The following is a 22,970-nucleotide window of genomic DNA, read 5'->3' on the forward strand; positions in this document are numbered from 1 at the left end:
CTGACAGATAGGCGACATAGTGGTTGAGCCGCCTTACCGGTCGGCAGATATGGGCTGAAACGGTGTGAACACAACTTGAAGCCGCGCAAATCACGAGTCTACAGGTTTTCTACTAAGCCTATATCTGCTGGCCGCTCGTCTTTCAACCTTTAGTTAATGACTTAACAGACAGCTCCCCCCAACGTACATGTATCTTGGCCCCACATTCAGGCTGCGGTATTCTATGAACGTTGGGGGGAGATCTTTATGGAATTAGGGACCTGGTCGGATTGGTTTGAAGCGGTGGGAGAACTGCTGGCAGTGGCGGTTGCGTTGTTCCTGCCGGTGTTTCAGGAACATAAACAAAAACGACTCACTCGACAACGGGTGAGTCGCAATATTCGTAGCCTGACTACGGCACTCATGCAGGAAAATCGTGAGGCTGAGCAGTGGCAAGAAACTTACCGGTCATTGCAGACGCTATTGCGATTATATGCGGCACTGATGACGGATGAGCAGGGGGAACCCATCATTGTTATCGGTGAGCATCTGCTGACGGTGTTAGCGCAACCAATGCTGGATACTGAGGAAATAACAACTTCGTTAGCTGAGCTAGCTAACTGTTCGTAAAGTGAGCAACCAATGAAAAAGACACACCCTGGGTCGTCGATCAACCAGCCAAGGTGTGTCTTTTTTTATAAATTAACCCATAATACCTAATGAGGAAATAGCCCCAAAAACTAAGGAACCAATTGTTGCGATAATCATAATCCAAACAAAGACGTTCGTAATCTTTTGAAATGTTGATTTTTTCTTCTTTTCCATGCGGGCTTAGCCACCTCTTTAATCCAATTTACTCAATTAGTTTACCGTGAGAACAGCGGAATTGCAACCGTCAGGGTCAAGTTGTCAACTGCTTGTTACAAAACGTGAATTGCAAGTCTCCTGAGAAATCTTTATAATGAGACGGAAAACATTAGTGGGGGGAAGTAAAATGGCGTTTTGGGCATCGCCCGCGGGACAACTAGTGATTCTGGTGATCGGCTGGCTGATTATTCGCGCCAGCAAGCGGGTTTTAAAGCGCCGTTGGCCAACTGGATTGAGTACATGGGACTTAATGACACCATTACTCATTTTGTGCTCGGTGATTTTGGTGCCAGCCGGCGCGGGAGCTATTCTCCCGTGGTTAGTAATCGGTTGGATGAGCGTGGGAATCTTAGTGACACTTATTCAAGCTGCTCACAACAAAGAGTTACTTTATAGCACTTTTTTTAAGACATTTTGGCGGCTGACGGACCTTTTTTGGGCGTTAGGTTTCGTGGTTTGTTTTTTACTTGTTATTAGTTAGTCTATGCATAAATATAAATAATTTTGATTAATGACTCATTTTTTATGGGGCAAAATAATCGCTCAAAGCCACGGTGAACAAGTGTTCGCCGTGGCTTTTTGCACCTTTGGTGGGAAATTTATAAAAATTCGGAAACGTTGTGGTAGAAAGTGGGGGGGTGTGGTAAACTTGGAAATAGTTACAAACGGGGGGTAATGGCTATGTTCATGGGCGAATTTGAACATTCGATCGACACCAAAGGCCGGCTAATTATTCCCGCTAAATTTCGGGAACAGTTAGGCGACAATTTTGTCGTTACCCGGGGAATGGATGGGTGTTTATTCGGTTATGCCATGCCTGAATGGTCGGCACTGCAGGACAAATTGAAAGCCTTGCCAGTCAACCGAAAAGATGCCCGTGCCTTCGTCCGCTTCTTCTACTCCGCAGCAACGGAGTGTGAGCTGGATAAACAGGGCCGAATCAACATTCCCAAGCCGCTTCGCGACCACGCTGCGTTAACCAAACAATGTGTGATTGTCGGGGTTGCTAACCGTTTTGAAATTTGGAGTTCGGATCGGTGGCAGGACTTTTCTGACACTGCTGAAGAAAATTTTGATGACATTGCCGAGAACTTAATCGACTTTGGCATGTAGATTTAAGAAAGGAGAGTGTTTATGGAAGACTTTCATCACGTAACCGTATTACTAAAAGAAACAGTGGCGGGGTTAGCCATTAAGCCGACGGGTATCTATGTTGACTGCACTCTCGGCGGCGGTGGCCACAGTGAGCGCATCCTCGGCCAATTAACGACGGGGCATCTCTACGCGTTCGACCAAGATCAGACCGCCATTACCTATAACCAACAACACTTAAAGCAATACGTGGACGAAGGTAAGTTAACCTTTATAAAAAGCAACTTTCGCGACATTAAAAATGAACTCAATCAGCGCGGTATTACGGCGGTAGATGGCATTCTTTACGATTTGGGTGTGTCCTCGCCACAATTTGACGAGGCTGATCGTGGGTTTAGCTATCAACACGATGCGCCATTAGACATGCGCATGGATCAGAGCCAGAAGTTGACTGCGTGGATCGTGGTCAATGAGTGGGAGTTCAACGATCTCATGCGAATCTTTCACCGTTATGGCGAAGAGAAATTCGCTAAGCCAATCGCACGGGCCATTGAACGGCACCGTGCCGTGGCACCGATCGATACGACCGGCCAATTGGTCGAAATTATCAAAGAGGGGATTCCCGCAGCGGCTCGTCGGCATGGCGGTCATCCTGCAAAGAAGGTCTTTCAAGCGATTCGAATCGCGGTTAACGATGAATTAGGGGCCTTGGAAGATTCACTTGAGCAGGCGGTCTCCTTACTGGATCTAAACGGGCGCATCAGCGTCATTACCTTCCAGTCCTTGGAAGATCGACTAGTGAAGACGATGTTCCGAGAACAGTCTTCACTGCCAGAATTACCCCATGGCATTCCGGTTATTCCAGACAATTTACAACCCGACTACCAACTGGTCAATCGCAAGCCAATCTTGCCATCACCAGCTGAGTTGGAAGCGAACCATCGTGCTCATAGTGCCAAGTTACGAATTTTAGAAAAAATTAAGTAGTCTAACCAAATACGAAAACTCGACATAGGAAGATGATTATTTATGGCGCAGAATAGTTTAGCTGAAGCGGTTCCCCTTTCGCCGGAACCCCAACAACGCCCAAACATAGAACAGCCGCAACATCAGGCTCGCCCGCAAAGTAATCCGCAACGGAATCCTCAGAGCCAAAAGTTACCGGTTTCTAAATTCGAAAAGTGTCTCATGACGGTCTGTGGCCTTATTTTGGCGACACTCATGGTCTTTGTGGTCTCATCGAAAATTGCGATGAGTAACGCCCAACACGAACTGCAGAGTGTGAATAGCAATGTGACGACAATTCAAAATCGCAATACGAACGCGCAACAAGAAATTAATGAGTTGCAGAGTCGGACGCGACTTGATAAAATTGCCAAAAAGCAAGGGCTCACTTTGCAAAACGATAGAATAAGGAATGTAAACAAATAACATGAAAGATTCCCAAAAGCGACAAATGATGAATAAGCAACCACGCAGAAACCGGAAGTACTTTGGCCAGTTTCTGTTTTTCCTTTTCCTCCTGGTGTTTGCGATTATCGTCGGTCGCTTTTCGTATATCTCCATCGGGAAAAATGTTCAGAACGTTAACTTGAGTGCCTCTGCCCAAAAACTTTACACGGCTAATGAGACAATCAAGGCAAAGCGGGGGACTATTTACGATGCGAACGGCCAAGCCATTGCCGAAGATACTAGTGTATACTCCCTGTACGTGGTGCTTGATAAGCGGCAGGTGAGTCTGAACGGGAAAAAACTGTATGCAACTAACAAGGAAAAGATTGCGACGGTTCTGGCGAAGTACTTACCGCTGACGCGCAATCAGGCGCTCAAGGCGCTTTATCCAAGTAAGGCCAATACGTTCCAAGTGGAATTTGGAACGGCTGGTCAAAATATTTCGTTGACCACCAAGCAGAAGATTCAGGCATATCATTTGTCCGGGATTAACTTTGTTCAGCAGGAAGCACGACTCTATCCCAATGGGATCTTTGCCTCACACCTAGTTGGTCTGGCACAGGCGCAAACGGCCAAGAATGGTCAAACGACACTGACTGGGACCATGGGGATCGAGCAGGCTTTCAATCAGCAATTAACCGGGACTGATGGGTCGCAGAAAATCAAGAAAGATATGTATGGTTACCAGCTACCAGGGACCAAGCAGAAATCTAAAAAAGCTAAGGACGGTGACAACGTCTATACCACGTTAGATACGCGCCTCCAAACGCTACTTGAAACCGAAATGAGTAATGTGCAAGGTCAAGTCAAGGCCAATTCAATGAACGCGGTGCTGATGAATGCCAAGACCGGGGCCATTTTAGCGGCCACGCAACGGCCAACGTTTAACGCCACGACCAAGGCAGGCTTGAGCCAGATTTGGCGGGATACCTTAGTTCAAGATGCTTATGAGCCGGGGTCAACGATGAAGGTCTTCACGTTGGCGTCTTCCATTGATAGTGGCAATTACAACGGTAACGCGACTTACCAATCTGGGCGTTACACCATTGGCAACCAAATCGTACCCGATTGGAACACCGCAGGTTGGGGGACGATTACCTATGACAAGGGGTTTGCCCTCTCCAGTAACGTTGCGATGGCGCACTTGGAACAGCAAATGGGCGCTAAAACCTGGAAAAAATACATTGACCGTTTCCATTTTCTGAAGAGCACGCATTCGGGCTTGCCAGGTGAAATGACTGGGAGCATCGCCTTTCAGCGGCCAATTGAACAGGCAGATACGTCATTTGGCCAAGGTATTCAGGTCACGGTCTTTCAGATGCTGCAGGCTTTAAGTGCGGTCAGCAATGATGGCAAGATGATGAAGCCTTACGTGATCAGTAAAGTTACCGATTCCGATACCAATAAGACTGTGAAGAAGTACTCACCAACTGTGGTGGGTAATCCTATCTCGGCAAAGACGGCCCAGGCGGTGCGGAAACACATGGAAGATGTGGTTTACAAGAGTTATGGTATTGGGGCTGACTACAAGATGAGCGGCTACAAGGTTGCGGTGAAGACCGGGACAGCGCAGGTCAGCAACGGGAAGGGCTATCTTTCCGGCGATGATAACTACCTGTACTCAGTTGCCGCGATGGTCCCTGCTAGTAATCCCAAGTACGTTATGTATATCACGATGAAACAGCCCCATCTGGGCGGCACGACCGCGACCAAATTATTGGCATCAATTATGAAACCGGTAATGGCGCGGGCACTGCAAGAAGATACCGGATCGACCACGACGAAGACGAACAAGATGCCAAATGTTGCTGGCAAATCCGTGACAACTGCTACGAGAGCGTTAAACAAGGCAGGCGCCACGGTGACGCAATTAGGGACGGGGACAAAGGTCTTGAAACAGTCCGTCACAGCTGGAACGTCACTTTATCAAAATCAGCGGGTGTTCATTACCACTGGTGGTACGGTGGCCATGCCAAGTTTAATCGGCTGGTCAAAGGGTGATGTGGTAAAATTAGCTCAGTTGGAAGGCTTAAAGGTAACTGTAGCGGGTGATGGCTACGTGACGAAGCAAAGCATCAAGGCAGGAACTACCGTTGGTGCGGATTCGACACTGGTCGTGACGCTGAAACAAAATAAATAAAAGAGAATGAGGATTGAGAGAGACAATGATGAATATGATTGTGCCCCTGTTGGGCGGTTTTATAATTACGGCGGCGTTTATGCCGTCATTGATTCGGTACTTCCGGGCCCGGCATGAGGGGCAAATGATTCGTGAAGAAGGCCCAACGTGGCACGAGAAGAAGTCAGGAACCCCGACAATGGGTGGCCTGTTATTCATCGTTGCAATTTTAGTGATGACGTTAGCTAGTAGCTGGCTGTTAGCCCCGCATCACACGTTATCTACGACCTGGATTTTGCTATTTATCCTCGTCTTGTACGGTGGCCTGGGTGCTTGGGATGACAGTATTAAGCTCTTTCATCGTCAAAACGAAGGATTAAAGGCTTGGCAAAAATTGTTGGGTCAAATCGTGGGGGCATTGATTCTCTTTTGGGTCTATACTCACGAACGACTCCCAATGGCCTTGCATATCCCGGGGATGGGTAACTGGCACATGAGTGGCTGGTATGCCATCTTCGTCATTATTTGGTTAGTTGGCTTTAGTAACGCGGTCAATTTGTCAGATGGCCTGGATGGTTTAGTCAGCGGGTTAGCAAGCATCTCTTTTGCAGCCTATGGTGTGATTGCTTGGCACCAGATGCAAATGAACATTGCCATTTTCTGTTTTGCCGTAGTTGGTAGTCTGCTCGGTTTTCTCATCTTTAATCACAAACCGGCCAAGATCTTCATGGGTGATACCGGTTCCTTAGCACTGGGTGGTGCTTTAGCGGCCGTTTCAATTCTGTTGCATCATGAATTGTCACTGCTGTGGATTGGACTGGTCTTTGTGATTGAGACGGCGAGTGTTATTTTACAAGTTGCCTCATTTAAGTTGACGGGCAAGCGGATTTTCCTGATGAGTCCCATTCATCATCACTTCGAAATGAAGGGATGGAGCGAATGGAAGATTGACTTTACCTTCTGGGGAATCGGCTTGATCACCGCGTTAACTGGATTGTGGGTCATCTTGCCAAGATAAGGGCGACTGACTAATGGGCTAGCTTGCTCGTTAGGGTCAAGCTAGCCTTTTTTAGTGGACTGGCCGTGAATAAATAGTGGAGTCGTCAGGCCTCGCCGCTGTATAATTAAGGTGTCTGGTTCTGGCGACAGTCCAGACCAACTGTGACTGACAAAACCGCTGGTTGCAACATGGTGTTAGCGATGTTGTGGGCACGACGACCGTTTTATTAGACGAGTTGATCGTCAGGTTAACAGTGACTATTTTGGAATCAAACTATTAAAAGCATAAGTGAATGAATGGAGAGCGAAAGGTAATTATGAAGCAGATCACGACGTATACGGGGAAGAGAGTGCTGGTCTTAGGACTGGCGAAGAGTGGGGTCAACGCGGCTCGCTTGTTGAAAAAACTAGGTGCTAAGGTGACCGTCAGTGACGTGAAGCCACTGGCCGAGAACCAAGACGCCCGCGACTTACAAGCGGAAGGGTTTACCGTGATTACCGGTGAACAAACGGCTGACCTACTGGACCCGGGGTACGACTTGATCGTGAAAAATCCCGGTATTTTCTACGATGTGCCAGTCGTTAAGCGGGCATTAACGGAGAATATTCCAGTCATTGGTGAAATGGAATTAGTCGGCGAAGTGGCCGATGCGGAGTTGATCGCCGTTACGGGAAGCAACGGGAAGACGACGACCACGACCATGATTCAAAAGATGGTCGACCACGACCGGAAAGCTGGTCACGCGGTTTACGCTGGGAATATTGGTATTCCTGCCAGCAAGGTTGTTCAAGAGGTGTCACCGGCCGATACGCTGGTCTTAGAAGTCTCTAGCTTCATGTTGGCCGAAACGACCGAATTTCACCCGCACATCGCCGTGTTGACGAATATTTTCTCCAATCACCTGGACTACCACAAGACGCGAGCAAATTATGTGGCTGCTAAGATGAAGATCACTGCAAATCAAACGGCGGACGATTACTTCGTGGTCAACTTCGATAATCCTGAATGGCAAGAGCTCAGCAAAAAGTCCGCTGCAAAAGTCGTTCCATTTTCTCGGCTGAACCAGTCGGAAGACGGCGCCTATGAAACTGATGGTGAGCTGTACTTCAAGGGTGAACATATCATGGCTGCCAGCGAAATCAAGGTACCAGGGGATCACAACGTAGAGAACGCCTTGGCTGCCATTGCGGTGGCTAAGATCAAGGGTGTCAGCACGCAGGCCATCGTGGCCGTTCTTCGGAGCTTTGGTGGGGTTCGGCACCGGACGCAATACGTGTTGGAAGCCGAGGGCCGTCAATACTACAACGATTCGAAGGCCACCGACATGGAAGCCACCGAGATGGCACTCAAGGGATTCAAGGCGCCAGTCGTCCTATTAGCAGGAGGATTGGACCGTGGCTATACCTTTGAAAAGATGATTCCATCCTTCAAGGATCACGTCAAGGCCATCGTTCTCTTTGGTCAGACAGCAGATCTCTTAGCGGAGACTGCCAAACAGGCGGGTATCAAGGTGATCAAAAAGACAGAAAATGTTGAAACTGCTGTTCCGTTAGCTTATCAATTGAGCGCAGCTGGAGATATTATTTTATTGTCACCAGCCAATGCCAGTTGGGACCAATACCCGAATTTCGAGGTCCGTGGTGATCGGTTTATCAAGGCCGTTGAGCAGTTAACGGGTAAACAGGAGGAAGTTTAAATGCGATTAATGGTATCAGGTGGCGGTACCGGGGGTCATATTTACCCGGCATTAGCGCTCATCAAAGCACTCAAAAAGCATGACCCAGACGCAGAAGTCATGTACGTCGGCTCCGAACGGGGCTTGGAAAGTACGATTGTACCAGCTAAGGGGATTCCGTTTCAATCTACCCGAATTCAAGGGTTCAAGCGGTCCCTATCACTGGAAAACTTCAAGACGGTCTATCTATTCTTGAAGAGTGTCCACGAGACGAAAAAGATGATTAAGGCCTTTAAACCAGACGTTGTCGTGGGAACTGGTGGTTACGTGTCGGGTGCTGTGGTCTATGCGGCCGCGCACTTGCACGTTCCAACGTTGATTCACGAACAAAACAGCGTTGTCGGCATCACCAACCGCTTCTTAAGTCGTTACGTTGATCGGATTGCGTACGTCTTTGACGCCGCCCTGGATCAGCTTCCGGCAAACAAGATGGTTAAGACTGGGAATCCACGGGCTCAGGAAGCCGCTGAGGTCGTTAGTCACTTTAGCTGGCAGGATTACCAGCTCAAAGACGATGTGCCCACGCTGCTGATTTTTGGGGGCTCACAAGGGGCACCGAAGATCAACCTCGCCACGATTGCGGCTATCCCTGAATTCAATAAGCGCAATTACCAAGTCGTCTTTGTGACTGGACAGAAACGCTATGATAACGTGATGGACCGGTTAAAGGATGTCAAGGTGGCAGCAAATGTTGTGATCAAGCCTTACATCAGCAACATGCCCGAGGTTTTACCTAAGGTAGCCGCGATTGTCGGTCGGGCCGGAGCGACTAGTTTGGCTGAAATTACGGCTGATGGGATTCCTTCAATTTTGATTCCAAGTCCTTATGTTACCGCAGATCATCAGACTAAGAACGCACAGTCATTGGCGACGGTCGGTGCTGCGGAGATTATCAAGGAAGCTGATTTGACGGGAGCGTCTTTGGTCACTAAGGCAGATCAATTAATGAACGATGATGCGTTGCGTCAGGACATGGCCGCGGCTTCTAAGCAGCTCGGGGTGCCCGATGCGGCTGACCGCGTTCTAGATGTGGTCTTGTCACTAAAAAAAGATTAAAACCAGACTAGTGAATGGAAGGTGAGCGACCGTGAAGTTTCGTTTAAACCGTAACGATCCGAAACAACAGCGATCACTAACACCGTGGGAGAAGTATCAGGCGCAAGCCCAGCAGAAGCGTCAGCGAGCGAAAACGCCTGGTTGGATTCACAAGGCGAAGCGAATTGGGGATAAACTTCCCCGGCTAAAGCACGAGCGGGCCCGAAAGTTAGTTCGGCGACTGAGCATACTGCTAGGAAGTTTTACCGCCGTTATTTTAGTCATGGTGTACTTGGTTTCACCACTGAGTCATTTTGAAACGGTGCACGTAACCGGTAACGTTGCCCTTTCTCCGGCACAGGTCCAGCGAGCAGCACAGGTCCAGCCTGGGGATTCCATTTTCCAACTGCTAGGGCATACACAACAGCTGGAACGGCAAGCAGTTAAACGTAATACACGTGTCAAACGCGTCACGATTCGTTTCAAGCGGCCCAATCATGCGTCGATTCACGTCACGGAGTTTATGACGGCTGGTTATGTATTGAAGCAAAATCGTTACTATGAAGTCTTAGAAAATGGTATTGTTAGTGAACAGTCAGTGACACAACCGAAAAGTGGGACGCCGGTTTACGGCAACTTTAAACGTGCTAAGACGTTGCACCGGATGATTCTCCAGTATGCGCAGCTCAGTTCAACGATTAAGCGGAGTATCAGTGAGATTCAGGAGTCACCAACTAAGGCTAATCCCGATCGCGTTCATCTCTTCATGAACGACGGCAATGAGGTCTATGCCAGCATCTCCAGTTTCGCGAAGAAGATGGCCTTTTATCCTAGCATTGCGGCGAAGATGAAGACCAAAGGTGTGGTCAATTTGGAAGTGGGGGCGTACTCGTACCCCTTCAGTAAATAATTTCATTTTGATTTCAGCGTTAAAAAGCGTCAATAAGGCTTTTTCAACCCCTAGTAAGTGTGGTAAACTGAAAAATAATTAGGAGAAAAAGCGAATTCATGCAGTGTTGATATTAGATTAACTTAGGAGGTTCCTTTTTCTATGGATAATTCAGGGATGTACGTTGGTCTCGATATAGGAACCACCTCAATAAAAGTCATTGTTGCTGAGAATGTTAAAGGGCAAATGAACGTTATTGGTGTGGGAAATGAACGTTCGAATGGTGTCAGCCGCGGCGTAATCGTGGACATTGACAAAGCAGCGGAAGCGATTCAGCGCGCCGTTCGACAAGCCGAAGAGAAGGCCAGCATCGAAATTCACGATGTGATTGTGGGGATTCCCGCAAATATGTTAAAGATTGAACCTTGTAGCGGTATGATTGCCATTGACGATCAGTCTCGCGAAATCACCGGTCGTGACGTGCGGAGCGTTTCGGCGGCGGCTTTGATTCAAAGCTTGCCACCAGAGCGTGAAGTCGTTGACATCTTGGCCGATGAATTTGTGGTGGATGGGTTTGATGGCATCAAGGATCCCCGGGGGATGGTCGGCGTGCGCCTTGAACTGCACGGGACTTTGTTTACGGGACCCAAGACCATCATGCACAATACCCGTAAAGCCGTTGAACAAGCTGGCTTGCATCTGCGGGGCACAGTCATTAATCCAATGGCGCAAGGTATGATGGTGATGAACGACGGTGAGCAAGACTTTGGTACCATCCTGATCGATTTGGGTGGAGGTCAAGCCACAGCGGCCGTTATCCATGACCACCAACTGAAGTACATTGACGTTGACCAGGAGGGTGGTCAGTTCATCACCAAGGACATTTCGGTGGTGTTGAACACCTCACTGGATAGCGCAGAGAAGCTGAAACGTGATTATGGCTATGCTGATTCGGCACAAGCTAGCGATGAAGATGAATTCCCAGTTGACGTGGTTGGTCAAAGCCAGCCCACGCCAATTTCAGAGAAATACTTAGCAGAAATTATTGAAGCTCGACTTGATCAAATCTTCCAGCGCTTACAGGCAAACCTGAATAAGGTCCAAGCCTTAGAGCTACCAGGAGGAATCGTGTTGACTGGTGGCGTTGCGGCGTTACCAGGCATTACCGACTTAGCAACCGCTGAGTTCGGCACGAATGTTCGGGTTTATGTTCCAGATCAAATGGGGTTACGGCACCCATCGTTTACCCTGGCTTTGGCTTTGGTAAACTACTTTGGGGGACTGAGTGAGATCGACTTGCTCATTAAGAGTGCGTTGACGGGCTCAACACAATTGGCCGATGAAACCGATGAGATTCGTCAACGTGAGCAACCGGTCGATAACGGCCCAGTGGATGCTCCCGTGCAAGCTCACCAGAAGAGTAAGGCGACACCAAAACCGAAGAAGAAGCGAACCGAAGGAATCAAGAAGTTCTTTAGCGACTTCTTTGATTAACGCGAGATGGAGGAATATAGAATGGAATACTCACTAGACTCTGCGCAGAATAATGGCGCAATCATTAAGGTGATTGGCGTTGGTGGCGGTGGGAACAACGCCGTTAACCGAATGATCACGGAAGACGTCAAGGGTGTTGAATTCATCGTGGCAAACACGGATGTTCAAGCCTTAGAAGCCTCAAAGGCAGAAACTAAGATTCAACTTGGGCCGAAATTGACCAAAGGGTTAGGCGCTGGTGCCAACCCAGAGGTCGGTGCTAAGGCCGCCGAAGAAAGTGAAGAACAGATTACGGAAGCCCTTGAAGGTGCCGACATGGTCTTTGTCACTGCCGGTATGGGCGGTGGGACCGGTAACGGTGCTGCACCAATCGTCGCTAAGATCGCCAAAGAGGGCGGTGCCCTGACTGTTGGGGTCGTTACCCGGCCATTTAGTTTTGAAGGCCCACGGCGGGCACGTTTTGCTGCCGAAGGGGTCGCTGCAATGAAGGAAAACGTGGACACGTTGATCGTCATTGCCAACAACCGTTTGTTAGAAATCGTTGACAAGAAGACACCAATGATGGAGGCCTTCCAAGAAGCCGACAACGTCTTACGTCAAGGGGTTCAAGGAATCTCTGACTTAATCACGAGCCCTGGCTACGTTAACTTGGACTTTGCCGATGTGAAGACGGTCATGAAGGACCAAGGGGCTGCTTTGATGGGAATCGGTTCCGCTAACGGTGAAAACCGGACGGAAGATGCCACCAAGAAGGCTATCTCTTCGCCACTGCTGGAAGTGTCTATCGATGGTGCCGAACAAGTGCTGCTGAACATTACCGGTGGTCCAGACCTGTCCTTGTTTGAAGCCCAAGCTGCTTCTCAAATCGTATCCGATGCGGCAACCAGTGACGTTAACATCATCTTCGGGACTTCGATTGACGAAGACCTTGGCGATGAAGTTCGGGTAACGGTAATTGCGACCGGAATTGATAAGAAGAAGGAAGAGCGTGAAGCTGCACACAGTCGCATTGCGCGGCGTGCAGAAGGCCAACAACGGACGACTTCAACGGACAATGCTGCCCAAGAGAATGCCCCTAAGGAAACAGACCAAGATCCATTTGGCAATTGGGACATCCGCGAACCAGCGCACCGTCCAGAACCACAAGCTCGTCCTAACAATTCACATGATGAATTTGCGGGCGTTGACAAACCAGACTTTAACATCTTCAACCCGAGCTCAAATGATAGTTCAGCGGCTGATGATAGTAGTAACAAGGGTGAAGACACACCACCATTCTTTAAGCGGCGGCGTAAGTAATCACCCAGCTGTAGAATTCGTTATGAGAGGAGTGGCCAACCATGGCGGAGAAGTTTAGTCTTAGCAAATTTTTCGGAACAGACGATGATTATGACGAAGACTATCAAGAGGATCCAACTCCGGTAGCGACTCCCAAGCCAGCTACCCCCAGTCAACCGGTTGATAGGCGGAAGGTGGTTGCCATGCGGTCTGCAAAACCCAATTCAAGTCACATTGCGATTTGTGAGCCACGAATCTACTCGGATGCGAAATCAATCGCAAAACAAATTACGGGCGGGGATGCCGTCATTGTAAACTTTGCCCGGGTCGATGAAGCACAAGCGCAACGCATTGTAGATTTCTTAAACGGAACTGCGTTTGCTGTGGGCGGTGAGATTAAGCGGATCGGTGAACAGATTTTTCTGTGCACACCGCATAATTTCGAAGTGAGTGGTGACGTCGCTGTCAACTTAGGAACGCAATTCACGCAATAAAGGAGAGCGACGCCGTGATATATTTCGTTAGTTTGATCTTTAGAGCTTTGAACTGGCTGGTAAGTGCCTACATCCTGTTAATTGTGGTGTACGCCTTACTAAGTTGGTTACCAGGCGGCTATGAGTCTAAGTTTGGTCGAATCGTTGGCCGCTTGGTGGAGCCGTTTCTGAGCTACTTCAATTTTATTTCATTAGGACCGATCGGGTTTGGACCGGTCGTTGCCATCGTGGTCTTATCCCTGGTGCAGTACGGCATTCAGTATCTGGGAATGCTCGTCTTACAACTCATGATAAGATGACGATTGCCGATAGATTTTTGAAAAATAGATGGGTGACCATCAGCAACTTGAGGGGAGGAAAGACTCGTGGATGAGAACATTACCCAGCATTTTCGCCCGGATGAGGCGCCGTTTATCGATGCCATCACTGGCTGGCTTCAACAGGTTCAAGATGAGTATCGGCCAGTTCTCACTCACTTTTTGAATCCTCGTCAGGTATACATCGCAACAACATTAGCGCGGCATGCAGATATTCCCGTCCGGTTTAGTGGCGGGCATGAGCATGCAGAGATGCAGCGGGCGCTATTCTATCCAGACTACTATACGCCAGAAGACAAGGACTTTGAATTAACCCTGATGCAGGTCGATTACCCGGTGAAATTTGCAACGCTCCATCATAGTCAGATTCTGGGAACACTCTTGGGATCAGGGATCGAACGTGAAATTTTAGGTGATATTTTGACCGATGGTGAGGTCTGGCAGGTCGTGACGGAGACGTCGATGGTCGATTATTTGACCAGTCAGGTTGACCGTATCGGTCGGGTCAAGGCGCGGCTGAAATTGGGCGACTGGACACAGTTAGTCCAGCCGTTGAACGAGTGGGAGAGCGAAAGTGCGACCCTGTCGTCACTACGATTGGACAACATTGTGGGGACAGGGTTTCATCTGTCCCGACACCGAGCCAAAGAGTTGATTGAAGGCGGCCACGTACGGTTGAATTGGGCAGATACGCTCAAGCCAGACTACGAGCTGGATGTGGCAGACATTGTGTCTGTTCGGGGGTTTGGTCGAATTCGATTGGACGAAGTTGCCGGTCGAACGAAAAAGGAAAAAATTCGGGTCACCCTAGCGGTGTTGAAGAAATAGATGCGGAGGGAACAGTGTAATGGTATTAAGTCCATTAGATATTCATAATAAAGAGTTTGGCACGAAAATGCGTGGTTATAACGTTGATGAGGTCAATGACTTTTTAGACCAAGTCATCAAGGATTACCAGATCACGTTGAATCATAACAAGGAATTAGAAGAACAGTTAGATGCGGCTAACGAAAAGTTGAAGTACTTTAACGACTTGAAGGATTCCTTGAACCAATCCATTTTAGTTGCGCAAGAGGCTGCCGATAAGGTCAAAGCTAATTCGCAAAAGGAATCGGAAATTATTATTCGCGAAGCTCAAAAGCAAAGCTCTGATATCGTTTCTGAAGCAACGAACAAAGGGAATCAAATCATGGATGAAGCTTCCAAACGGGCCAAGAAATTGGCAGTGGAAACCGATGATTTGAAGAAGAGTACCCGCGTCTTCCGGCAACGGCTACAGGTGATGCTTGAGAGTCAGCTTGAAGTGGTCAAATCCAACGACTGGGATAGTCTGTTGAAGGAAGGGTCCATGTCGAGCTATGAAGAAATCAAGAAGGTCGTCGGTGACCGGCTTGACAATGACGCTGCACAAGGCGTAAACTCGGAAGCATCATCTGAGGAAGATGACCAAGTCACGGAAGCTCCCGTGACGGATTCAGCACCAGATGATGGTGAAACGGTCGTTATCTTCCCAGACAATGATGATCCCCATTTTGACCAAAACTAATAAATAACAGTGGCACAGAGAAACTAGCCAAATAAAAAGATGGAACTAGCGAGTTAGCGATGGTGGAAGGCTAACACCCACTCTTTTTAGGCGGTATCATTCTCCCGAGCCCCATGGCTGAATCAAGTAAGCGATGGCGGTGCACCCCGATACGGTGCTTGAGGGTAAGCACTGGATAACCAGTCCTTACTAAAATTGGGTGGTACCACGAACGACTTCGTCCCTTGCGACGGGTCGTTTTTTATTTGTTTTCAAAAACAGTGGGTAATTTGACCAATTGTAGCCGCACGGTAGGTGCTAGTCTTGATCGGCAACGTTTAGTCATCTATTTTAAGCTCTGGACGTACAACGGTTTCGGTTGACCGGTGAGCTGAGACCAGTGATGGTTTGAGCTCACCGGTTCACCAACCGAGTTACAAAAATTTAAGGAGGAAACACGGTATGCGAGTAAAAGACACGCTTAACCTGGGTAAGACCAAGTTTAAAATGCGCGGGAATTTACCAGTCAAAGAAGTTGACCGGCAAAAAGCCTGGGCTGAAAACAAAGTCTACGAAGCCCGTCAAAAATTAAACGAAGGAAAGCCTAGCTTTATTCTTCACGATGGGCCACCATATGCCAACGGTCCAATCCATATGGGTCACGCCATGAACAAGATCTCTAAGGACATCATTGTGCGTTACAAGTCCATGAGTGGGTTCCGTGCCCCTTACGTTCCCGGTTGGGATACCCATGGGTTGCCAATCGAACAACAGTTGACGAAGGCCGGTTACGACCGGAAGAAGATGTCAACGGCTGAATTCCGTGACCTCTGTCGCGACTACGCGTTGAAGCAGGTTGACTTGCAACGGGATGGTTTCAAGCGCCTCGGTGTTGCCGGCGACTGGGACAACCCTTACCTGACATTGAAGCCAGAATTCGAAGCCGCTGAAGTGCGGGTCTTTGGTGAATTTGCCAAGCGGGGATTGATCTACAAGGGAAAGAAGCCAGTCTACTGGTCATGGTCATCCGAATCAGCGATGGCGGAAGCCGAAGTTGAATACCATGATGTGACCTCACCATCTGCTTTCTATGGCGAAAAAGTCGTTGATGGCAAGGGTGTGTTGGACGACAACACTTACTTGGTGGTCTGGACCACGACGCCTTGGACGATTCCTGGATCTGAAGGGATCACCATTGATGCTGGTATCGAATATGCCGTGGTTCAACCCGCTGGGGAAGACCGGAAATTTGTCTTAGCTAGTGACTTGGTTGCGGAAAATGCAGAACGTTTCGGCTGGAAAGATGTTAAAGTCTTGAAGACCGTGATGGGGCAAGATATGGACAACATCATTGCCCAACACCCATTCATCGCTGACCGGAAGTTGGTCGTGATGTTAGGCGACTTCGTAACGACCGAAACCGGTACTGGTTTGGTCCACACGGCACCTGGTTTAGGGGAAGATGACTTTAACGTGGGTAAGTTATACAACCTGCCCGTTTTAGTTCCCGTTAACGACCAAGGGTACATGACCGCTGAAGCCGGTGAAGACTTTGAGGGTGTGTTCTATGAAGATGCCAACAAGATTGCGCTAGATAAGTTAAAGGCTAACAATGCCTTGCTGGATTACATGCCATATGAACACAGTTACCCATTTGACTGGCGGACGAAGAAGCCCGTTATCTTCCGGGCAACGCCACAATGGTTCGCTTCCGTGGACAAGATTCGTGATGAAATCTTGGACAGCTTAAAGGACGTTAAGTTCCAACCAGATTGGGGCAAGCGTCGTTTGGAAAATATGATCAAGGACCGTGGCGACTGGGTTATCTCTCGTCAACGGGTCTGGGGTGTGCCGCTACCGATTTTCTATGGTGAAGATGGGGAAGCCATCATCACACCAGAAACGGTCAACCACGTGGCTGATCTCTTTGGTAAGTATGGGTCCAACATCTGGTTCAAGCGCGAAGCTAAGGATCTCTTACCTGAAGGCTTCACAAGCGAACACTCACCTAATGGCGAATTCACGAAGGAAAACGACATCATGGATGTTTGGTTTGACTCCGGTTCGTCTCACCAGGGTGTGCTGGCCGAACGGGACTACTTGGACTTCCCAGCTGACCTCTACCTGGAAGGTTCAGACCAATACCGTGGTTGGTTCAACTCTAGTTTGATCACCAGTGTTGCCGCTACGGGTAAAGCGCCATACAAGCAAGTCGTTTCGCAAGGGTTTACCTTAGATAAAGACGGACACAAGATGTCCAAGTCGCTGGGGAACACGATTGCGCCTGATGAAATTATCAAAAAAATGGGTGCTGACATCGTTCGTCTCTGGGTAACTTCTGTAGATACTTCAGCTGATGTGCGGGTAACGACTGAAGCCTTTGTGAAGATTTCCGACAGCTATAAGAAGTTGCGGAACACGATGCGTTACTTGTTGGCGAACACCAGTGATTTTGACCCTGAAAAGGATGCCGTTTCCTTTGACCAGCTGACTGCCGTTGACCGGCACATGCTGTATCAATTGAATGCCTTCACTAAGAGTATTGAAAACCACTACGAAAACTTTGACTTCCTGAACATTTACAAGGAACTTATCAACTTTGTTGTGAGTGACTTGTCTGCGTTCTATCTTGACTTTGCTAAGGATGTTCTCTACATCGAAGCAGAAGACAGTGCCGTTCGTCGTTCAATGCAAACGGTCTTCTATCAGATTGCCGTCACGTTGACGAAGTTGATTACGCCAATCTTGCCACACACTGCCGAAGAGATCTGGGACTTCTTGAAGGAACCAGAAGACTTTGTTCAATTAGCAGAAATGCCAGTTGTGATGGACATGGATGATGCTGTTGAGGCCGAAGATGACGATCACAAGTCAACCTGGGATCACTTTATGACCTTGCGGAGCCACGTCTTGAAGGCGTTGGAAGAAGCACGGGACGAGAAGCTGATTGGGAAGGCTGCCGAAGCACACCTTGACTTATATGTCGATGCTGATACGGAAGCTATGTTGGCTAAGTTGGACGTTGATGTCCAACAAATCTTATTAGTTTCCGGTTTAGACGTTGCTAAGCTGGATCAAGCACCAGCCGATGCGTTGACCTTCGACCATATGGCCGTTAAGGTCACGCCAGCTGCCGGTGAGGTCTGCGAACGTTGTCGTTTGACTAAGGAAGACGTTGGTAGCGATGCTGACTACCCACACTTCTGTGCACGCTGTGCGGCCATTGTCCGGGCGAACTACCCAGAAACGGCCACCGAGGGCTTTGAAGAAAAGTAAGCACTGATTGAAATGTGACATGAAAGCTCGTAACCGTTGTTGGTTGCGGGCTTTTTAATTTGAACCTAAAGGCTGAAAGATCAAATTCTGACCTCATTCCAGTGATAGGTAAGTCCCACTGTTAAATTGGCTAAATTGGGCGCACTCCGGCTGCCAGGGATTCCGCCTGCTGTGGGGACGCTTCAGCCTGGAAGAACACCAGTCTTCTCGCTCGTTTTGAAGCCACGAAGACCACGTGTTTCCAAAGTCGCCCGGGTTGTAAGCTGGCTTCAGAAACACCAGCTAACAACCCCCTCACGGCTGGGGCCATCCCTGGCCTCCTCCGATGCTGACTGTGTTTCATCATGGCAATAGTTGTAAGACACGTTTACCTAACGTTTTGGCGCCCATTAATAACGACGGTTATTGTTAGTCTCAGTGTCGTCTTCAAGTACAACGTAAGCCGAGAGGTCGGCAGATATGGGCTCAGGCGCGTCGTTCTACTTAGTCAGTAAGTGTACTGCTTACTGGCTTAGTAGAAAACCAAGCTTGTAGACTCGTGGTTTTCGAGGCTTCAAGTTGTGTTCGCACCGATCCAGCCCATATCTGCCGGCCGGTAAGGCGATGTAACCACTATGTTGCCTAGTTTTAGTCCCATTATTTTTGCTAAAGCTGGCATAGCCGCTACTTTGAAACTTTTGAAACGAGTTAGCAGCGAAGTAGTTGCACGCCAGCGGTCTCTGCTTTTTGGACCGTATTGTGGCATGATGGCCGTTTTACTGTTGACCAACTAACTAAGCTATTTAACGGGTAATTGAAGTAAAGATTAAGTAGAATTAGGGATAATAATAGCAGGGAACACTTAAGAATTCGCCAAGGCGAGCGGGCAAGGGAACCATTGTTTGCGGTCGACCGCCCAAGCGAGTATAATTTGTCCTATGTATGGGAGGGAATACCATGTTAACCGGAAAAGTAAAAAGTTATAGTGAACAACGCGGCTTTGGGTTTATTACCACGCCCGCTGATGGCGATATCTTTGTGTATTACACGGCCATCGTTGGTGAAGGATTCAAGAAGCTCGAAGTCGGTCAGACCGTCCAATTCGTGGTTGTTCAAGGGATGCGTGGCCTCCAAGCGGCTAAAGTGACCCCCGTGATCACGGGGACGACTGAGGAGGTTTAACATGGACTTAGAAGAACACGTTGAATCATCTGAAACGTTGTACGATGGGGTCATTGTTAAATTGGAACGACAACAAGTTCGACTACCAAATGGGGACACGGCAACCCGAGAAATTGTCCGCCACACGGGAGCGGTCGGTATTTTAGCATTGACCAGCGACAATAAAATGTTTTTGGAACGGCAGTGGCGGGCGCCAATTCATGCGGCCACATTGGAAATTCCAGCTGGTAAGTTAGATAGTCGGGATGCCGACAATGCCGAACACGCCGTCATTCGGGAGTTGAACGAAGAGATTCGCTATCAACCAGGGCAGTTAAAACGAATCACTGGTTTTTATTCCAGTGTTGGTTTTTCTGACGAATACATGACGCTCTTTTTAGCAACTGATTTAAAGCCGGTAACGACTGAGTTACCCCGAGATCAGGGTGAAAATCTCGAACTCTTAACGGTAACGAAGGACGAAGCCAAGGCCATGATTGAAAATGGTGAGATTGAAGACGCCAAAACGGTTACGGCCATCTATTACTGGTTATTACAGAAGTAGGTGACAGCATGCAACAGGATGATCAACCGAAAACGAGAGCGGATTACCGTAAGGAGCAAGAACGCGCTGAGAAGGATTTTCAAGAGCGCGACCGTAAACGAGTGCAGGTTGAAAAGGAATATGCCCGCACTCACGGTGAGCCCCTTCCGGACGATGAAGGAGAAGCAAATCAGCGGGTTAACCCCACGGGCGACAAGCAACGTCGATTGGGTCGACGACTCAACTGGGCGATTGGCTGGTTGATCGTGCTGATTATCGCGGTCTATTTGATTCTGTTCTTTGTTGAATTTTAAGCGTGGCCAAGCGTGAAAGTCACGTTTTGGCTACTTTATTGATTAATTAAGTGAATAAACATGACAAAAAGGAGTTGGCGACACAACATGACATTTGGAATTCTCTGCGCCATGGAAGAAGAAATTAAGGAACTACACGACGCCCTCGAGAACGGGACAACGACCGTTATTCATGGGTTGAAATTTTATCAAGGTACCATTCACGGACAATCCGTCGTTTTGGTACAATCCGGAATTGGTAAGGTAGAAGCGGGACTGACGACCGCTTTATTGATTACCCAATTTAATGTTGATGTGATGATCAACTCCGGTTCAGCCGGTGCTTTAGCGCCCGACTTAAACATTGGGGATGTCGTTGTTTCCACCGAAACGGCGTATCACGATGCCGATGCCCGGGCCTTTGGCTACGAATACGGTCAGTTGCCTCAACAGCCAGCTCGGTTCACGGCCTCTAAAGAATGGGGCGAAAAAATCGTGGCCGCAGCAGCTGCAACCGGCTTGAAGACTAAGTTAGGCCTGATTGTGACGGGGGACCAGTTCTTGAACAGTCCAGCGACCATCAAGACAATCATGGGTCACTTCCCAGACGCCTTATCTGGTGAAATGGAGGGGGCCGCAGTTGGTCAAGTTGCCCATCAATTTGACGTCCCATACGTTGTGGTCCGGGCAATGTCCGATAATGCCGACAATGATTCCGGTGTTAATTTTGATGACTTTATTATTGATGCAGGCCACCGTTCTGCACAAATGTTATTAGCCTTGTTAGCCGCACAGGACTAGCAGAGCTTTTCGGGAGGTTTTTTGAGGATGCAAGAGATTCATATTGATAATAGTAATGCTGTCCGGGAAATCTACCTGGACAATGCTGCAACGACGCCCATGGCGCCAGAAGTCTTAACTGAAATGGTCGACAAGATGGCTAACGTCTACGGCAACGCTTCGACGTTGTATGGCCTGGGACGTCAGGCACATACAGTTATGGAAAATAGTCGCCAAGTGATTGCCAAAAGTATCAATGCCGCGCACGATGAGGAGATCATCTTCACCAGTGGTGGGAGTGAGAGTGATAACACGGCCATTACCCAAACGGCACTGGCACGACAATCACTGGGAAAGCATATTATTACCACGGAGATTGAACATGAAGCCGTATTAAAGCCACTACATGCCTTAGAGGAGCAGGGCTTTGAGGTAACCTATTTGCCAGTCGACGAGCACGGTCGGATCAGCCTAGATGATTTTAAGGCGGCGTTACGTGATGACACTATTTTGGTGACCATCATGATGGGAAATAACGAGGTCGGCAGTCGGATGCCGATTCATGAAATCGGTGAAATTTTGAAGGACCACCAAGCCTGGCTGCATACCGATGCCGTCCAAGCTTACGGGTCGCTTGATATTGACGTGCAACGTGACCATATCGACATGTTGTCGACGTCCGCTCACAAGATCAACGGTCCCAAGATGATCGGCTTCCTGTACAAACGGGAGGGCGTGAACTTTCCAAGCTTGATCAAGGGTGGCGACCAAGAGGAAAAGCGCCGTGCTGGAACGGAAAATGTTCCCGCAATTGCCGGTATGGCGGTGGCGGCTAAGTTACTCACACCAGAGGTCAAGGCCGAAAAGCGCGCTCGGTTCCACGGATTCAAGGAACAAGTGGTACAGGGATTGACCGCTAATGGTGTCGATTTTGAAATCAACGGGTCGCTTGAAGGTGAGAACCTTGAGCATGTTTTGAACATCTGGATCAAGGGCATTTCAACCTACGTCATGCAGACGAATCTAGATTTGGCCGGGATCGCTGTCTCTGGTGGTTCTGCCTGCACGGCCGGTTCGATTGAGCCTTCACATGTGTTGACCGCGATGTTTGGCGCCGACAGTCCACGGATTGCGGAGTCCATCCGGTTATCATTTGGGGCCCAGACGACTAGCGCTGACATTGACGCTTTCGTCAAGAACGTTAGTGCCATTGTTAAGCGACTTTCTCACAGTGAGGTGAAGTAACATGTTGTTTGCAAAAGAAATGAAAATCGAGGGTGACACGGATACCTACGTGCTCCATCCTAATGTGAAACCCTACGCGTTAAAGGATGTTGGCTTCCAACTGTCCCATGCAGGGAACTATACATTGGAACGGTCAGTTGACCCAACGTCGCCCTACAACAAGAATCAAATGTTGCGGGTGACCGTTGCCAAGGACCTGAGTGGGTTCAAGATGGCAACGACCAACGCTTCTGGTAACAGCCGCGTCAATATTTTCAAAGGGGCACATGCGGAAGGTAACGTGGAACAATACCACTTTATCCTCCAAAACCTGATTGACCGCGAGATTTTACAGAAAAAGTAGGCCCTATTTAGTTGGTTCAAACGAAAAGGGACTGTGACTTAGGTTGCAGTCCCTTTTTGCGCGCCGAACGTCT

At 48.7% G+C, this 22,970-nt stretch carries 25 protein-coding genes; 23 read left to right on the forward strand and 2 right to left on the reverse strand.

What is annotated here, in order from left to right; genetic code table 11:
* Positions 1–246: 246 nt before the first annotated feature.
* Positions 247–609 carry a hypothetical protein gene (locus FAY32_RS12055; RefSeq protein ID WP_143463678.1) on the forward strand — a complete coding sequence of 121 codons (363 nt, stop codon included), beginning with the start codon at positions 247–249 and terminating at the stop codon, positions 607–609.
* 72 nt (positions 610–681) lie between these two features.
* On the opposite strand, the gene FAY32_RS12060 is transcribed toward FAY32_RS12055, so the two are convergent.
* On the reverse strand, positions 682–804 hold the full coding sequence (locus FAY32_RS12060; RefSeq protein ID WP_048735799.1) for a DUF4044 domain-containing protein: 123 nt from the start codon (positions 802–804) through the stop codon (positions 682–684).
* A gap of 169 nt (positions 805–973) precedes the next feature.
* On the opposite strand from FAY32_RS12060, the gene FAY32_RS12065 reads away from it, so the two are divergent.
* From FAY32_RS12065 to ileS, 16 genes are all read left to right on the forward strand, one after another.
* The gene (locus FAY32_RS12065; RefSeq protein WP_143463679.1) at positions 974–1,327 is read left to right on the forward strand and encodes a DUF3397 family protein; all 354 of its coding nucleotides are present in this window, start codon (positions 974–976) and stop codon (positions 1,325–1,327) included.
* 200 nt (positions 1,328–1,527) lie between these two features.
* A complete protein-coding gene (gene mraZ / locus FAY32_RS12070) occupies positions 1,528–1,959 on the forward strand; it encodes a division/cell wall cluster transcriptional repressor MraZ (protein WP_048735801.1) in 432 nt (143 codons plus the stop codon).
* Positions 1,960–1,980: 21 nt separating this feature from the next.
* Positions 1,981–2,925 carry a 16S rRNA (cytosine(1402)-N(4))-methyltransferase RsmH gene (gene rsmH / locus FAY32_RS12075; protein WP_143463680.1) on the forward strand — a complete coding sequence of 315 codons (945 nt, stop codon included), beginning with the start codon at positions 1,981–1,983 and terminating at the stop codon, positions 2,923–2,925.
* A gap of 42 nt (positions 2,926–2,967) precedes the next feature.
* Positions 2,968–3,369, forward strand: coding sequence for a cell division protein FtsL (ftsL, locus tag FAY32_RS12080; protein WP_143463681.1), 402 nt, complete (start codon positions 2,968–2,970; stop codon positions 3,367–3,369).
* Between the two features lies 1 nt (position 3,370).
* Entirely contained in the window at positions 3,371–5,530 is a 2,160-nt protein-coding gene (locus tag FAY32_RS12085; RefSeq protein WP_143463682.1) for a penicillin-binding transpeptidase domain-containing protein, read from the forward strand.
* A 25-nt stretch (positions 5,531–5,555) separates the two neighbouring features.
* Positions 5,556–6,527 carry a phospho-N-acetylmuramoyl-pentapeptide-transferase gene (gene mraY / locus FAY32_RS12090; RefSeq protein ID WP_404820144.1) on the forward strand — a complete coding sequence of 324 codons (972 nt, stop codon included), beginning with the start codon at positions 5,556–5,558 and terminating at the stop codon, positions 6,525–6,527.
* A gap of 298 nt (positions 6,528–6,825) precedes the next feature.
* Positions 6,826–8,205 carry a UDP-N-acetylmuramoyl-L-alanine--D-glutamate ligase gene (gene murD / locus FAY32_RS12095; protein WP_191988192.1) on the forward strand — a complete coding sequence of 460 codons (1,380 nt, stop codon included), beginning with the start codon at positions 6,826–6,828 and terminating at the stop codon, positions 8,203–8,205.
* On the forward strand, positions 8,206–9,300 hold the full coding sequence (murG, locus tag FAY32_RS12100) for an undecaprenyldiphospho-muramoylpentapeptide beta-N-acetylglucosaminyltransferase (RefSeq protein WP_143463684.1): 1,095 nt from the start codon (positions 8,206–8,208) through the stop codon (positions 9,298–9,300). It abuts the gene before it with no gap.
* A 31-nt stretch (positions 9,301–9,331) separates the two neighbouring features.
* Positions 9,332–10,189: a cell division protein FtsQ/DivIB gene (locus FAY32_RS12105; protein ID WP_143463685.1), complete on the forward strand. Its 858-nt coding sequence runs from the start codon at positions 9,332–9,334 to the stop codon at positions 10,187–10,189.
* A gap of 141 nt (positions 10,190–10,330) precedes the next feature.
* Entirely contained in the window at positions 10,331–11,662 is a 1,332-nt protein-coding gene (ftsA, locus tag FAY32_RS12110) for a cell division protein FtsA (RefSeq protein WP_143463686.1), read from the forward strand.
* Positions 11,663–11,683: 21 nt separating this feature from the next.
* Complete coding sequence (ftsZ, locus tag FAY32_RS12115; RefSeq protein WP_143463687.1) at positions 11,684–12,961, forward strand: cell division protein FtsZ; 1,278 nt, start codon at positions 11,684–11,686, stop codon at positions 12,959–12,961.
* Positions 12,962–13,002: 41 nt separating this feature from the next.
* Positions 13,003–13,434: a cell division protein SepF gene (locus FAY32_RS12120; RefSeq protein WP_143463688.1), complete on the forward strand. Its 432-nt coding sequence runs from the start codon at positions 13,003–13,005 to the stop codon at positions 13,432–13,434.
* Positions 13,435–13,448: 14 nt separating this feature from the next.
* Entirely contained in the window at positions 13,449–13,733 is a 285-nt protein-coding gene (locus FAY32_RS12125; protein ID WP_143463689.1) for a YggT family protein, read from the forward strand.
* A 66-nt stretch (positions 13,734–13,799) separates the two neighbouring features.
* Positions 13,800–14,579: a YlmH family RNA-binding protein gene (locus FAY32_RS12130; RefSeq protein WP_143463690.1), complete on the forward strand. Its 780-nt coding sequence runs from the start codon at positions 13,800–13,802 to the stop codon at positions 14,577–14,579.
* 19 nt (positions 14,580–14,598) lie between these two features.
* Positions 14,599–15,297 carry a DivIVA domain-containing protein gene (locus tag FAY32_RS12135; protein WP_143463691.1) on the forward strand — a complete coding sequence of 233 codons (699 nt, stop codon included), beginning with the start codon at positions 14,599–14,601 and terminating at the stop codon, positions 15,295–15,297.
* A gap of 441 nt (positions 15,298–15,738) precedes the next feature.
* Entirely contained in the window at positions 15,739–18,552 is a 2,814-nt protein-coding gene (gene ileS / locus FAY32_RS12140) for an isoleucine--tRNA ligase (RefSeq protein WP_143463692.1), read from the forward strand.
* Positions 18,553–18,682: 130 nt separating this feature from the next.
* Here the strand turns inward: ileS and FAY32_RS12145 are convergent, their stop codons facing one another.
* Positions 18,683–18,862 (reverse strand): hypothetical protein, encoded by a 180-nt coding sequence (locus FAY32_RS12145; protein WP_143463693.1) that lies wholly within the window; start codon positions 18,860–18,862, stop codon positions 18,683–18,685.
* Between the two features lie 626 nt (positions 18,863–19,488).
* Between FAY32_RS12145 and FAY32_RS12150 the strand changes: the two genes are divergently transcribed.
* The 6 genes from FAY32_RS12150 (at position 19,489) to FAY32_RS12175 (ending at position 22,897) form a co-directional block, all read left to right on the forward strand.
* On the forward strand, positions 19,489–19,713 hold the full coding sequence (locus FAY32_RS12150; protein WP_048735815.1) for a cold-shock protein: 225 nt from the start codon (positions 19,489–19,491) through the stop codon (positions 19,711–19,713).
* Position 19,714: 1 nt separating this feature from the next.
* Positions 19,715–20,257 carry an NUDIX hydrolase gene (locus FAY32_RS12155; RefSeq protein ID WP_143463694.1) on the forward strand — a complete coding sequence of 181 codons (543 nt, stop codon included), beginning with the start codon at positions 19,715–19,717 and terminating at the stop codon, positions 20,255–20,257.
* An 8-nt stretch (positions 20,258–20,265) separates the two neighbouring features.
* Complete coding sequence (locus tag FAY32_RS12160; RefSeq protein ID WP_143463695.1) at positions 20,266–20,550, forward strand: hypothetical protein; 285 nt, start codon at positions 20,266–20,268, stop codon at positions 20,548–20,550.
* Between the two features lie 87 nt (positions 20,551–20,637).
* Complete coding sequence (locus FAY32_RS12165; RefSeq protein WP_143463696.1) at positions 20,638–21,330, forward strand: 5'-methylthioadenosine/adenosylhomocysteine nucleosidase; 693 nt, start codon at positions 20,638–20,640, stop codon at positions 21,328–21,330.
* A gap of 27 nt (positions 21,331–21,357) precedes the next feature.
* A complete protein-coding gene (locus FAY32_RS12170) occupies positions 21,358–22,554 on the forward strand; it encodes a cysteine desulfurase family protein (protein WP_143463697.1) in 1,197 nt (398 codons plus the stop codon).
* A gap of 1 nt (position 22,555) precedes the next feature.
* A complete protein-coding gene (locus FAY32_RS12175; RefSeq protein WP_143463698.1) occupies positions 22,556–22,897 on the forward strand; it encodes a DUF1831 domain-containing protein in 342 nt (113 codons plus the stop codon).
* The last annotated feature ends 73 nt before the right edge of the window (positions 22,898–22,970 follow it).

Source organism: Levilactobacillus enshiensis, from assembly GCF_007115095.1.
GTDB classification, from domain to species: domain Bacteria; phylum Bacillota; class Bacilli; order Lactobacillales; family Lactobacillaceae; genus Levilactobacillus; species Levilactobacillus enshiensis.